This window comes from Brachyspira hampsonii, from assembly GCF_002214805.1.
GTDB lineage: Bacteria > Spirochaetota > Brachyspiria > Brachyspirales > Brachyspiraceae > Brachyspira > Brachyspira hampsonii.
On the sequence record NZ_CP019914.1, the window covers coordinates 1,227,926 to 1,241,449 of the forward strand.

Below are 13,524 nucleotides of genomic sequence, written 5' to 3' on the forward strand. Positions count from 1 at the left end.
TCATAAAAATGATAAAAATATTTATTATAAATTGTAATTGCTAATAATTTTATAACTATTAAATAAAAAATCAACTATTATTATTCATTTTTTATAATTTACTTAAATTTAATTCATATTCATGATTTAATTAAATTAAAAATTCGCCAAGGCTTCGGTTTCTGTTGTAAATACAGGGAAAAAACTATTAATTTTAGTAATTTCAAATACCTTTTTAACAGGATCTGTAATCTTTATAAAACATATTTTACCATTTACCTTCTTAAATCTTCCAAGTGCAGAAATAAATACTCCTATTCCGCTGCTGTCTATATAATAAACATCTTCCATATCTATTATTATCTTTTTAGCCCCAAGCTCTATTTGGGAAAAAATAGCATCTTTTAAATCAGATGAACTGTAAACATCAATGTCTCCATCTAATTTTAATATTACTGTGTTGTTTTCTAATTCTTTGATATTTACTTCCATAATAGCAAAACTCCATTTATGATTCTATTGTAAATATTTATATTTCAATATTAAACTAAATATAAATATTTACAATAGTTAATTACAAATATTTTATGTATTAAATGTAAAATATAGCTCATGATTTTTATTTAATTTATAAAATTGTATATAAAAACTGTAAATTTTTATATACAAAATATATTGACAATAAAAAATAATTGTAATAAGATGTATTTCACAAATAAAAATGACACTAGTATCGTTTTTATTTTCATATTAATTTTTCAAATATGAGGTGAACATCAAAAAACATGCCAAAAGTAAATCAAGAATATTTTGAGAATAAGAAGAAGATAATACTAGAGGCAGCTATGAGAGTTTTTCTAAGAAAACCTGCTTATAGTGTTACAATGAAGGATATTGTTAAGGAATCGCAGTTAAGTCAAGGGGGTGTTTACAAATATTATTCAAATATAGATGATATAGTTATTTCATTGCTTAATAGTAAGAAAACAAATATAAATCCTAAAAACATCATAGAAAAATACAATTGTGATCCTGAAAAAGTTATATTTGGATTATTTGAATATTTTAAAAAATTTTTTTTTATTACGGCAAGCGAATTTGGAAAAATAATGTTTGAACTTCAGCCGATTTTTTTTAATGATAAAAAAAGATTTGAAAAACTTAAAAAAAATATAAATCAGGATGTTAATCTATATTTTTGGCTTACTGAATTATTTTTATTTATAGACAAAAAAATAGAAGAAAAATATTTCATGCCGGAAGTTGATCAAAATGACATATATATGCAGATAATAGCAACTATAGCGGGTATAGGAACAGAATTGATATTAACTAAATATTATGATTTTGACAGAAAATTATATTATTACAAAGAGGATATAAAACAAAATAGGAGTTTAGAAATTAACTTAAATAATTTGATTGATAATTTGTGTAAAAGTGTATTATATTTACTTGGAAGTAAATATAGTTTTGAAAACCTTAAAAATTGGCAAATCGACATATAGATTATTGTAATAAGGAGTGCTAATGAAAATTAAAATAGAGTTTATAATATTTTTATTAATGTTTTTTACGGTTAATATTTTATATTGTCAAACTAATACATTAACTTATGCGGCATATATGGAAACTATAAGAGATCAGATTCCGGAATTAAAAATAAATGCAGTTACAGAAACTAATGCTGAGATGAATTTATTAAGTGCCAAAAGTTCGGGAGATGTTAATTTATCTGCTCAGCTTGGAGCAGTAGGTAAATACGGAAGTTTATCAAGCGGAAGCAGTACTTCTGTATCAACATCATCAGGTTCTACAGTAGAAGCTGCAGGCATACAGGCTGGAATTGGTATTGGATCTTTAATACCATACAGCGGAACAACTTGGTCTGTTAATTTAACTCATAATTCATTTATAGGCGGTAAATTGTATACGCCAAACAGCTCGCAGGCGGTTGATTTTAATAATTATCTGCCTTCTCTTACGATACAAGTTACTCAGCCGCTTTTAAGAAATTTTTTCGGTACTTTAGATAGGTATCCAATAAAAGATGCTGAATATGCTCTTGCTATAGCTAAACTTCAGAGAAAATTGGATGATGCAAGCGTTATAGTTTCATATCAGAAAATTTATTATCAATGGATAATGTATGAAAAACTTCTTGCATACTATAGAAGCATGTACATCACTGCAAGAAGATTTGAAAATCAGATGAGAGACAGATATAATAACGGACTTATAGATAATGATGATTATCAAAATGCAAGAACTCAAACTATGCTATACAGTGATTATTATGCTCAGAATCAGGTTTATTTAGAAAGTCTTTTAGCAACAGTGGGTTTCTTTATGCCTGTAACTAATATAAAGCCAGATCATACCACTTGGGATGCTTATTTAGATTTGGGAAGCAATATGCAAATGGAGGCAGTTCCTTTTGCAGACAGTGTAAACGGACAAATTGCATATCAGTCAAAGATAAGAGCTGAATATACTCTAGAAGCTATGAAAAACGGAACTTTGCCTAATTTAGATATTGTAGGAAGCGTTAGTTTGAATGGTATTAGTCCCAATAGTGAAGGATACTTTCAGTCTTTTGGAAGTATGACAAATGTGGACTTTTTTGCAGGAGTACAATTCTCATACCCTATAGGAAACAGAGCAAACAAAGCTCAATATCAAATGGCTGAAAACTCATTATATGGAATTATAGCCCAATATGATCAATTAGAAAAAGATTTTAATACTCAATTACAAACATATATTTCAAGATTTAATGCTTATAAAAATTTAATAGCAAGCAAGCAAATGCAGATAAGAGCTATTAATTCAAGAATAGCAACTCAGCTTCAAAAATTAGATCAAGGGCGTTTGGAAATTGATGATTTACTCACATCAAGATTGGATTTAGTTGCAACACAAACAGAGCTTTTAAATCTTCAGTATGAGTTCATAACAACAATATTTGATTACAGAGCTTTACTTGCAATTGATTATGAGTAAGATATTTTTATCAGCAATTTTTATAAGGATTTAGAGGGATAATATAAAAGTCATTTGGATATTAATTAATAAAAATTGATATCCGAATGACAAAATCTTTTAATTTTTTTAATTAAAATAAAAAACAGAAATAGGAGATGCAGAGATATATGGAAAAAATTATAGTATTTTTTGCCAAAAAAACTATGCTTGTAAATATAATAGTAATGGCCATATTATTTGTAGGAGGATATTACTATTTTAATTTAAGAAAAGAATCTATTCCGTCTACTGATTTGGATATGATGCTTATAGCTGTAACATATCCGGGAGCTACTCCTTTAGATGTAGAGCAGAATGCTGTTATACCTATAGAAGAAGAATTACAGGGTATATCCGGTATAGATGAATATGAAACAACAATTATTGAAAATGTTGCCATAATACTAGTAACATTAGATGAAACTCTTCCAGACAGACAGCCTGTTAAAGATGAAATATTTAGACAAATGCAGAATGTTCCAGACTTATCAACAGATGTTGAAGAGGTTACAACTTATGACTTAAACCCTAATAAAATGTCTATATATACATTGGCTGTTCACTTTAAAGAAGGTATGGAAGGCGATGAAAGAGAATTATTTGATGTAAGCCAAATGCTTGAAAATGAACTAGTAAGACTTGAAGGTGTAGGCGAAGTTAGAGTAGAAGGAAGAACTGATCCTGAAATTAAAGTTTATATAGACCCTATAAAAATGACAAAAAATTATATAGCATTAAGCGATGTTGTAAATGCTCTCAGCATAAGAAATGTAAGAGCTACAGGCGGAGATATGGAATCCGGCGGAAAAGAACAAACTGTTGTAACTTACGGTGAGTTTCAAGACCCTATGGAAGCAAGCAATGTTATAATACGATCTACTTTCAATGGTCAGAGAGTAAGAGTAAGCGATATAGGACATGTGGAATCTGGTTTTGAAGATAAAACTACTCTTATGAGAGTTAATAGAGCTTCCGGATATTCTCTTTCTATTGTAAAAAATGAGAATGCTGACATTCTTAAAACCATTGAAACAGTAAACCAATATCTAAAAGATAATGCTGACCTAATACCCGATAATATTCAGGTATCTGTTATGGGCGACAATTCAAGAACTATAAAATCTCTTCTAAGTATCGTAACTTCAAACCTCATTCAAGGTTTTATAATCATATTTATAACCTTGATTATATTCCTAGATTTCAAAAGTGCTATGTTTACAAGTTTGGGTATGATTATTACTATGTTCTCATGCTTTATTTATATGCAGGTAACAGGAATAACATTCAATACTATGTCATTAGCTGCTATTATTACCGTACTTGGTATGATAGTAGACAACTCAATAGTAGTATCCGAAAATATATTCAACTTCAAACAGGCAGGTTATAAGGGACTTGAAGCAACAAGACTTGCTGTAAGCGATGTTGTTATGCCTATGGTGGCTTCTACTCTTACAACAGTTGCGGCATTTTTCCCTATGCTTACAATAAGCGGTATGATGGGTAAAATATTAAACCTCTTCCCTAGAATAGTTATATTTACTCTTGTTGTTAGTATGCTTCAGGCTACTTTGCTTTTGCCTAACCAATTACAAGATAAAGAAGATAAATACAAATCTTATAAACCTAAAAAGAAAAGCAAATTCAAAAATCCTCTTGATTTTGACAAAGATGCTTTATTCGATAAAATGAAAATACCTTTTGGTGCAATATTAGAAAAATTAATTCATGTAAGATATATTGTAATAGGTGCTTTCGTAGCATTATTAATAGCTTCCATATTCTTGGCACAAAGCAGCTTTAAAAACTTCGTACTTATATATGACACAAGTGCTGATACTATAGTAATCAATATAGAAATGCCTACTGGTACTACTAAAGAAGCTACTACAAAAGAGATTGCAAAAATAGAAGATGTTGTTGCAAGTGTGGTAAAACCGGAAGAGCTTGTTGCTTTATACTCACTTGTAGGAAAGCAGGTTGACCAAGAGGTTGTATCTGAAGAAAAAGGAAGTTTGGCTGGTATTATGGTTTATTTAGTACCTGCTGCTGAAAGAAGCAGAACTGCCGATGAGCTTGTTGCTTTAATAAATGCTGAACTAGATAAAACAGATATAAGACAAACTGTTCCTGTTTTTAGTATGAATACAAAAGGAAGTATTGACCCTGGGGATCCTGTAGACATAAAAATAGTAGGAAACAATACTGAACTTGCTAAAAAAGCTAAAAATGAGATAAAAGAATTTTTAGCTACTGTACCGGGCGTTATCAACATTGATGATGATGATAAAGTTGGTAAAGAAGAATTAAGAGTGATGTTTGATTATGATAAAATAGCAGAACTTGGAGTTAATGTTGCTGCTGTTGCTAATGAAGTAAGAACTGCATATTATGGTACTGAAGCTACATATATACAGGAGCTTGAAAATAAATTAAATTTCAGAGTAGTATTTGATGATCCTTACACTTATGATGTTCAATACCTTACTAATCTTCTAATACCTAACACAAGCGGAAGGCTTATTTATCTTCATAACCTAGCAAATGTAGAAATTGCTGACGGACTTGCAACATTAAAGCACTATAACGGGCAGAGAACAATAACTATAACAGCAGGTATTGAATACGGAAAAAATACTTCTCAGCAGGTTATGGCGGCAGTAAGCGAAAGATTCAAAGATTTCAGCAGAGAATACAGAGGATTAAAATTAGAATTCGGCGGTGAAGCTAAAGAAACTATGAAAGCCATAAAACAATTAATATTCAGTTTTGCTATGGCATTTATATTTGTATACATTGTATTACTTTTACAGTTAAACAGATTCATACAGCCTATTATGATAATGATAATTATTCCATTTGGTTTAATTGGGGTATTATTAGGTTTTGCCATACACAGAATGCCTTTATCATTTATGGGGGTTGTAGGTATTATTGGTTTGGCGGGGGTTGTAGTAAACAATGGTATTATACTTGTTGACCTTATTAACAAAATCATAGATGAAGGTGTAGAAGGCGGTAAAAAGGGTGTTGCTAAAGCTATTGTTGACGGAGCTAAACAGCGTCTTCGTCCTGTATTCTTAACTACAGTTACTACTGTTGTTGGGCTTTTACCTACTGTATATGGTATAGGAGGAAGAGCTGACATTATTATTCCTATAGTTATGGCATTAGCTTACGGACTTTTATTTGCTTCGCTTCTTACACTCATATTCTTACCTTGTATGTTTATGATTATGTTTGACTTGAAATTAATAAAAATTCCTCCTACTAAAAATCCTTCAGAGGAGATTACTACTACTATAACTACTGCCTAACATTAATAAATAATTTATACTTAAAATAATTAATAAAGCTAATAGAAAATAAAAAACTTCTATTAGCTTTATTATTAATTTCATAATTAATTATTATAATAGTTGACAATTTTGCTATTTATAAATATTATTATTAATAAAAAATAAAAAACTGAAGCTGATTAAATTAAGGAGCTGTTATAAAATTATGGCTAAAACTATTAAATGCAAATCGTGTAAAACAGTTAATGATAAATACGCTAAACAATGCCGTTCATGCGGAACTTTACTTTATCCTGAAATTTCACATAAAAATGCTGAACTTATTACTATTATACTAGATGGAATATTTGCTTTTATATATTTATTTGGAATATATCTTTTTATAGTTAATTCCAATAATAATGAAACACCTAAATATATTACTATATTACCGGCACCAAATACATTGCCTTATTTTTTAATAATATTATTATTTTTAGCATTTGCTGCTAGTAAAATACTTTATATAGTGAATGTATTTGTACTTAAAAAAGATATAATATTTACTATTAGACGATTCAGTATGTTTATTGAAGCTATTATAATGTTTCCGATTCAAACAATACTTGCATTATATTTTTATGAACCGGCAACAAATCAGGATAAAATTAATAAAAAAATGGATTAATGTATGTCTTTAACTATATTAAAAAATATAAAAAGTGCATATAAATTTATTAATGATAATAAAAATAATTCTATAGCTTTAATCCCTACTATGGGAGCTTTGCATGAAGGACATGCTGCCTTAATAAAAAAAGCAAAAAAAGAATGTTCTATTGTAATTGTAAGTATATTTATTAATCCGCTTCAATTTATAAAGGTAGAAGATATAGAAAGATATCCTCAGGATTTGGATAAAGATAAAAAATTTTTGGAAGAATATCAGGTAAATGTTTTATTTCTGCCATCTGTTGAAGAGATGATTCCTGATGATTATGCCGCTCACATAAATATAGAAAACAGTAAATTCAATATAATTTCAAGACCTATATATTATAGAGGCATAGTTACAATAATGGCTAAGCTGTTTAATATAATATCTCCTACTCATGTGTATTTCACAGAATATGATTATTTGCAAGTGTTTATAATAAAAAAAATGATAAAGGATTTAAATTACAATATAGCATTAAAAACTATTCCTATAGTTAGAGATGAAAATATGCTTGCTTTAAGCAGTTTAAATACTCTATTAAGCGAGAGAGAAAAAGAAGAAGCTTCTATAATATATAAACTTCTTAGGGAGGCAAGAGAAGAGTTTAAAAAAGGCGGAACTAAATCATCGTATTTATTAGATATAATAAAAAACAATATAAAAACTCATAAAATGCTTAAGTTAGAGTATGTTTATATAGTAGATAAGGAAACTTTAATGAGCATGGAAACAGCATCAAAAAATTCAATAATACTTATATCAGCCTATTGCGGTGCCACTAGATTATTAGATAATATGCCTTTGAAATAATAAACAATATAGCATTAAACAATACATATATATTGAAATAAACAGTATATTATAATATAATATATCTAAAAAGAGGCTGACAAATATGTTTAACAAAGCTAAAGATAACATTAGTAATATAATAAATATTGTAAATATAATAGGAAAAGATAGGTTAATAGAAATTATCAAAATGATAAAAATAAAAGATATATCTAAGATAATTGATATAAATAACAATATAAAAGATAAAAAATATCTTGATTTATTAAAAAAAGTAGATAGAAATGATTTGGAAAAAATTATAAAAATAGTAAATATAGTCGGCGTTGATGATATACTTAAAATAATTAAAAATATAAAAAAATAATCAAAATAAATAATAATATATTTTATAAATAAAATTTGACTTTACAATATATTTATGTTATAATTACGCACCGTTACATTTTTAAGATTAAAACTACCAAATTTTTTAAAACGTTAAATCAAGGTGTGTATTTTATGGATAAAAAAACATTAAAAACAAAAAATAATACTTACGTTTTATCGCAAAAAGATATAAAGCAAAATTGGCTAATAATAGATGCCAAAGGTAAGTCATTAGGAAGAGTAGCAAGCAGAGCAGCTTATATGCTTAAAGGAAAACATAAAGTAGACTATGCCTACAACTTAGACAATGGTGATTATGTAATTATCATCAATGCCAAAGATATAGTTCTAACAGGCAATAAAAAGAAAGGAAAAATCCACTATAGACATACAGGTTATCCGGGCGGTATAAAATCTATAAGCTACGGCGAATTATTAGAAAAAAATCCTGAAAGAATGGTAAAAATAGCTGTAAAAGGTATGCTTTCTCATAATCCATTGGGAAGACTTCATCTTAAAAAATTAAAAGTATATGCTGGAAGTGAGCATCCGCATGAAGCTAATAAACCTACTGTAGTAAATATATAATTAGGAGATAAAAATGGCAGCTAAACAATTAACTATTTTTACTGGAAAAAGAAAAACAGCTAATGCAAGAGTTCGTATAACTTTAGGCAGCGGCAAAATTTTAATAAACGGAAAAAATTATGCTGAATACTTCTGCAATAGAGCAGCACTTCTTAAAGTAGTAGAAGATGCTTTGAAAGTAACAGGTAATTTTGGAAAATACGATGTATTTGCTAATGTTCATGGCGGCGGTGTTTCTGCTCAGGCTGATGCTGTGAGACATGGTATAGCTAAAGCTTTGGTAGGTGAAAGCCAAGATTTCAGAACTACTTTAAAAAGAAATGGATTTCTTACTAGAGATTCTCGTGTAGTTGAGCGTAAAAAATACGGAAGATCAGGTGCTAGAAAACGTTTCCAATTCTCAAAACGTTAAACTATCTTTTTATTGGGTTACTATTACTTAAAGGTTTGTATAATGACTGCTAAGAAGTTAAAAAAATTTAAAGATTTACTATTAGAAGAAAAGAGAAAAACTTTAGATGAATTATTGAGCGGAAATGAGACTTATGAAGCTCTTAAAGATGATTCTCATGGCGATATGGTAGATATAGCGTTTCAGGCTTATGAGAAACAAAATCTAATGAATTTCTCTCAAAAAGAAAAAGATAAGTTAGATATGCTTAACAATGCACTTAAGAGAATAGAAGACGGTACTTATGGTAAATGTATAGATTGTAAAGAAGAAATTAATGAGGAAAGATTAACTGCTTTGCCTTATACTTTAAGATGTGTAAACTGCATGTCTAAATATGAAGACAAAAAGCGTCGTGAAAAAATGTAATAATGTATGTTAAAGTTGTTTTCAATCTGCCTATAGATAAAATACTTACATACAAAAAACCAGATGAGATTAATGATAGCTTGGTAGGATGTAGAGTTGTAGCTCCTATTAAAGGAAAAAATAATAAGGGTATTGTTGTAGAAGAAGTTGAAACTATAGACGGTAACTATAAAATATATCCTATCAAAGCTAGAATTGATCTTGAACCTATATGTTCAGATAAAGAATTCAAATTAGCTAAATGGATGAGTAATTATTATCATTCATCTTTCGGAGAAGCCCTATTTGCGGCACTTCCTGTAGGTACACCCGCAAAAAAAGAGAAGAAAGCTAAACCAATACCGGCAAAACAAAAACCATATTTAAAACTCAATGATGAACAAGAAATTGTATTAAAAAAAATAAATGAAAGTATAGAATCCAATAGCCCAAAAACTTTTTTACTTCATGGTGTAACAGGAAGCGGAAAAACAGAAGTATATCTGCAGGCTATAAAAAAAGTTGTTGATATGGGAAAGCAGGCTATAGTTATACTTCCTGAAATATCGCTCACTCCTCAAACTATAAAAAGATTTGCTGAAAGATTTGAAGGTAAAATAGCAGTACTTCACAGTAAATTATCGCCTAATTCTAAATATAGATATTGGCAGATGATAAAAAAAGATGAAATAAAAATTGTTATAGGGGCAAGAAGTGCAATATTCTCCCCTACTCCAAATTTAGGTATAATTGTTATAGATGAAGAACATGAAACAAGCTATAAAGCTGGAGATACGCCAAGATACCATGCAAGACAGGTAGCTTTTTATAGAAAATCGCAGGAAAATGCTACATTACTTTTGGGAAGTGCTACTCCTTCTATAGAAAGTTTTTATTATGCTTCTATAGGAAAAATAGAACTTCTAAGCCTAAAGAAAAGAGCGGCTTCGGTTAATATGCCTGAAGTTAAAATATTAGATTTAAAAAAAGAAAAAAGAGCAGATGCTTTTCCTATGATTACACAAAAATTGGCGGAAGAAATAAACAGAAAATTAGAGAAAAAAGAACAGATAATACTATTTCTTAATCGTAAAGGATATGCTCCTGTTGTTGCTTGTTCATATTGTCAAAGAGTTTTAGAATGCCCTAATTGTTCTGTATCTCTTACTTATCATAAAAAGAAAAATGTTGTTATGTGTCATTACTGCGGATATACTCAATATTTAGATGAGCTTTGTGATGAATGTAAAATAGGACATTTTGAGCGTATAGGAAGCGGTACTGAAAAAGTAGAAGAACATTTAAATATACTTTTTCCAAATGCTGCGGTGGAGAGAATGGATCAGGATACTGTAGGAGGCACAAAAAACTATGAAAAAATATTCAAAAGATTTTCTGATGGTGAAATAGATATACTTGTAGGAACTCAGATGATAGCTAAAGGGCTTGATTTTCCTAATGTTACTTTAGTAGGGGTACTTTTAGCGGATATGTCTCTTCATATACCAGATTTTAGAAGTGCTGAGAGAACTTTTAATCTCATTACTCAAGTAGCAGGAAGAAGCGGCAGGGGAGAGAAAAACGGAATAGTATATATTCAAACTTATTCTCCTAATAACTATAGTATAGAATGTGCTAAAAATCATGATTATATATCTTTTTATAATAAAGAAATAGAAAATAGAAAAGCACCTTTAAATTATCCGCCGTTTTCAAGACTCATAAGATTAGTAATAAGAGGAATAGATGAAAAAAAAGTGGAAAATGATGCAAATAAAATAGCAGATATGCTTAGAATGGAAACTTATAATCATTCCGATAAAATAATAATTCTAGGAGCAACAGCATGTGCAATAAGTAAATTAAATAAATATTACAGATGGAATATTCTTATAAAAACACCTTCTCATTCTCTGCTAAAAAATTTCTTTAATAAACTAAATAATAGTTTTACAGCAAACAAAGGTAATTACATAGAAATAGATATAGACCCAATAAATATGCTTTAATAATTATTTACACATCAACATAAAATCTAATAGCATTTTTAATTCTTGCTTTTAACTCATTTTGACCTACAGGCTTTTTTACATAATCGCATGCACCTTTTTCAAGACCATTTACAACATCATCTTCATTGTATCTCTTTGTAATAATAATAATTAATGATATTCTTAAAGAAATTTCTTTTTTGATTTCATCTATTATATAAAAATAATCTTTATCATCTGATAAATTAATATCCATTAAGATTACATCAGGTGAAATCTTTTTTAACTCTTTTAAAGGCGATGCCAAATTAGATATGCATGTAACATCATAATCATCTTTAAGCCATTCAAGATAATTTTTTCTTGTAATTTCCATAGGCTCAATTATAGCAATCTTATATTTTGACTGTTTTCTTTTTAATTTAATTCTTTTCTCTTTATTGTTGAAAGCTAGAAAAGCCTTTAAATCGGCATAACGGATTTTATATCTCTTACCGGGGGTAACATCCGCTTTTAACCCATAGTGTCTAACCCAATAGTTAACAGTAGTTCTTGACACTCCAACTATTTTAGCTGCATCTATAGGCGACAGCATATCATCGTCATCGTATATTAACTCTTCAGTATTAATCATATAACCTCTCAAATTAAAAAATTAAAGAAAAATAAAAAATCTCCCATTGCACAATAAAGATAATACATAATGAAATTTTTGTCAAATAAAAATATTTAAATTATATTTAATATCAATATGTTTATATTTATTAATGCTATACAAGAACTACATTTTTTACAAAAAATATATTTTTTTTATTTTAATGTATAAAATGTAAATGCTTTTTTTACAATATTATTGTTTTTTATTTAATTATATATATAATAAGGTACTATAAGATAACTTTTATTCAAAGGAATAATATATGAAAAAAGCTGTACTTATAATGGCAGGAGGAATAGGAGAAAGATTATGGCCTCTAAGCAGAGAAAGCAAGCCTAAACAATTTTTAAATATTATAGAAAATAAATCTCTTATAGAACAAACAATAGACAGAGCATTAAAAATTACTAATGAAGAAAATATATTTATAATCACGGGCAAAAGATATAAAGATGTATTCAGCAAATATATGCCTTCTTTCAAAAATATAATATATGAACCAATGGGAAGAGATACAGCAGCAGCTATTGCATTAGGAGCTATTTATATAAAAGAGAAAATAGGAAATGCAATGATTGCCGTTATTCCGGCAGATCCTATAATAAAAAATGAGGATTTATTTATACAATCTATTGAAAATGCAATTGAAGTAAGTGAAAATACTAATGAAGTTGTGGTAGTAGGAATAAACCCAAACAGAGCAGAAACAGGATATGGATATATAAAAATAAAAGATAATATTAAAGATGATGTATATGATGTTGACAGATTCGTAGAAAAACCTAATTATGAAAATGCATGCAAATTTTTAGAGGACGGTAATTATCTATGGAACAGCGGAATGTTTATATGGTCTATAGATAATATCCTTAATTCAATAAAAGAATTAATGCCTGATACATACAATAAGACTCTAAAAACTTTAGAAGTTGAAAATGATAGTCAAAAGGAAGAAATATTCAAAACAATAAATAAAATATCTTTTGACTTTGGAATAATGGAAAAATTAAAAAATATTAAATGCATAAAATCAAGATTCTTTTGGGACGATCTGGGAGCTTTTTCATCACTTGGAAGAATACATAATAAAGATAATAATGATAATGTAATAATTGGAAATGTATATGCTAAAGAAGCAAAAGGAAATATCATAATTAATGATGATAATGACACTTTTATAGCAATAAATGGGGTTGATAATTTAACTATAGTAAAATCTGACGGAGTTCTTTTAATTTATCCGAATAATAATGACTCAAAAATTAAAGATATATTAAAAGATATAAGGGAAAAAGATGAATTAAAAGATAAAAGAGATTTGCTTTAAT

13 protein-coding genes are annotated in these 13,524 nt (G+C 28.3%); 11 read left to right on the plus strand and 2 right to left on the minus strand.

Annotated elements, in window-relative coordinates; all coding sequences use genetic code 11:
- Positions 1-135: 135 nt before the first annotated feature.
- A complete protein-coding gene (locus BHAMNSH16_RS05150) occupies positions 136-471 on the minus strand; it encodes an STAS domain-containing protein (RefSeq protein ID WP_069732057.1) in 336 nt (111 codons plus the stop codon).
- A 293-nt stretch (positions 472-764) separates the two neighbouring features.
- Between BHAMNSH16_RS05150 and BHAMNSH16_RS05155 the strand changes: the two genes are divergently transcribed.
- From BHAMNSH16_RS05155 to priA, 10 genes are all read left to right on the plus strand, one after another.
- A complete protein-coding gene (locus BHAMNSH16_RS05155) occupies positions 765-1,487 on the plus strand; it encodes a TetR/AcrR family transcriptional regulator (protein ID WP_069732056.1) in 723 nt (240 codons plus the stop codon).
- 22 nt (positions 1,488-1,509) lie between these two features.
- A complete protein-coding gene (locus BHAMNSH16_RS05160; protein ID WP_008731408.1) occupies positions 1,510-2,982 on the plus strand; it encodes a TolC family protein in 1,473 nt (490 codons plus the stop codon).
- Between the two features lie 149 nt (positions 2,983-3,131).
- Positions 3,132-6,320 carry an efflux RND transporter permease subunit gene (locus BHAMNSH16_RS05165; protein ID WP_008731406.1) on the plus strand — a complete coding sequence of 1,063 codons (3,189 nt, stop codon included), beginning with the start codon at positions 3,132-3,134 and terminating at the stop codon, positions 6,318-6,320.
- A 187-nt stretch (positions 6,321-6,507) separates the two neighbouring features.
- A complete protein-coding gene (locus tag BHAMNSH16_RS05170; RefSeq protein WP_069732055.1) occupies positions 6,508-6,969 on the plus strand; it encodes a hypothetical protein in 462 nt (153 codons plus the stop codon).
- A gap of 3 nt (positions 6,970-6,972) precedes the next feature.
- On the plus strand, positions 6,973-7,809 hold the full coding sequence (gene panC, locus BHAMNSH16_RS05175) for a pantoate--beta-alanine ligase (protein ID WP_069732054.1): 837 nt from the start codon (positions 6,973-6,975) through the stop codon (positions 7,807-7,809).
- An 85-nt stretch (positions 7,810-7,894) separates the two neighbouring features.
- Positions 7,895-8,158 (plus strand): hypothetical protein, encoded by a 264-nt coding sequence (locus BHAMNSH16_RS05180; RefSeq protein WP_069732053.1) that lies wholly within the window; start codon positions 7,895-7,897, stop codon positions 8,156-8,158.
- Positions 8,159-8,292: 134 nt separating this feature from the next.
- On the plus strand, positions 8,293-8,748 hold the full coding sequence (gene rplM / locus BHAMNSH16_RS05185) for a 50S ribosomal protein L13 (protein WP_008723494.1): 456 nt from the start codon (positions 8,293-8,295) through the stop codon (positions 8,746-8,748).
- 13 nt (positions 8,749-8,761) lie between these two features.
- The gene (rpsI, locus tag BHAMNSH16_RS05190; RefSeq protein WP_008723492.1) at positions 8,762-9,160 is read left to right on the plus strand and encodes a 30S ribosomal protein S9; all 399 of its coding nucleotides are present in this window, start codon (positions 8,762-8,764) and stop codon (positions 9,158-9,160) included.
- A 42-nt stretch (positions 9,161-9,202) separates the two neighbouring features.
- Positions 9,203-9,568 carry a TraR/DksA family transcriptional regulator gene (locus BHAMNSH16_RS05195; protein ID WP_008723490.1) on the plus strand — a complete coding sequence of 122 codons (366 nt, stop codon included), beginning with the start codon at positions 9,203-9,205 and terminating at the stop codon, positions 9,566-9,568.
- Between the two features lie 2 nt (positions 9,569-9,570).
- The gene (priA, locus tag BHAMNSH16_RS05200) at positions 9,571-11,556 is read left to right on the plus strand and encodes a replication restart helicase PriA (protein WP_008727053.1); all 1,986 of its coding nucleotides are present in this window, start codon (positions 9,571-9,573) and stop codon (positions 11,554-11,556) included.
- Positions 11,557-11,563: 7 nt separating this feature from the next.
- Here priA and BHAMNSH16_RS05205 read toward each other — a convergent pair whose 3' ends face one another.
- Positions 11,564-12,172, minus strand: coding sequence for a response regulator (locus tag BHAMNSH16_RS05205; RefSeq protein ID WP_008727051.1), 609 nt, complete (start codon positions 12,170-12,172; stop codon positions 11,564-11,566).
- A gap of 286 nt (positions 12,173-12,458) precedes the next feature.
- Here BHAMNSH16_RS05205 and BHAMNSH16_RS05210 point away from each other — a divergent pair, with 286 nt between their 5' ends.
- The gene (locus BHAMNSH16_RS05210) at positions 12,459-13,523 is read left to right on the plus strand and encodes a mannose-1-phosphate guanylyltransferase (RefSeq protein WP_069732052.1); all 1,065 of its coding nucleotides are present in this window, start codon (positions 12,459-12,461) and stop codon (positions 13,521-13,523) included.
- Position 13,524 lies beyond the last annotated feature (1 nt).

Excerpts from the sequence above, each read along its gene's own strand:
- BHAMNSH16_RS05150 (WP_069732057.1), bottom strand. The coding sequence starts at position 471 with ATGGAAGTAAATATCAAAGAATTAGAAAACAACACAGTAATATTAAAA.
- BHAMNSH16_RS05155 (WP_069732056.1), top strand. The coding sequence starts at position 765 with ATGCCAAAAGTAAATCAAGAATATTTTGAGAATAAGAAGAAGATAATA.
- BHAMNSH16_RS05160 (WP_008731408.1), top strand. The coding sequence starts at position 1,510 with ATGAAAATTAAAATAGAGTTTATAATATTTTTATTAATGTTTTTTACG.
- BHAMNSH16_RS05165 (WP_008731406.1), top strand. The coding sequence starts at position 3,132 with ATGGAAAAAATTATAGTATTTTTTGCCAAAAAAACTATGCTTGTAAAT.
- BHAMNSH16_RS05170 (WP_069732055.1), top strand. The coding sequence starts at position 6,508 with ATGGCTAAAACTATTAAATGCAAATCGTGTAAAACAGTTAATGATAAA.
- panC (WP_069732054.1), top strand. The coding sequence starts at position 6,973 with ATGTCTTTAACTATATTAAAAAATATAAAAAGTGCATATAAATTTATT.
- BHAMNSH16_RS05180 (WP_069732053.1), top strand. The coding sequence starts at position 7,895 with ATGTTTAACAAAGCTAAAGATAACATTAGTAATATAATAAATATTGTA.
- rplM (WP_008723494.1), top strand. The coding sequence starts at position 8,293 with ATGGATAAAAAAACATTAAAAACAAAAAATAATACTTACGTTTTATCG.
- rpsI (WP_008723492.1), top strand. The coding sequence starts at position 8,762 with ATGGCAGCTAAACAATTAACTATTTTTACTGGAAAAAGAAAAACAGCT.
- BHAMNSH16_RS05195 (WP_008723490.1), top strand. The coding sequence starts at position 9,203 with ATGACTGCTAAGAAGTTAAAAAAATTTAAAGATTTACTATTAGAAGAA.
- priA (WP_008727053.1), top strand. The coding sequence starts at position 9,571 with ATGTATGTTAAAGTTGTTTTCAATCTGCCTATAGATAAAATACTTACA.
- BHAMNSH16_RS05205 (WP_008727051.1), bottom strand. The coding sequence starts at position 12,172 with ATGATTAATACTGAAGAGTTAATATACGATGACGATGATATGCTGTCG.
- BHAMNSH16_RS05210 (WP_069732052.1), top strand. The coding sequence starts at position 12,459 with ATGAAAAAAGCTGTACTTATAATGGCAGGAGGAATAGGAGAAAGATTA.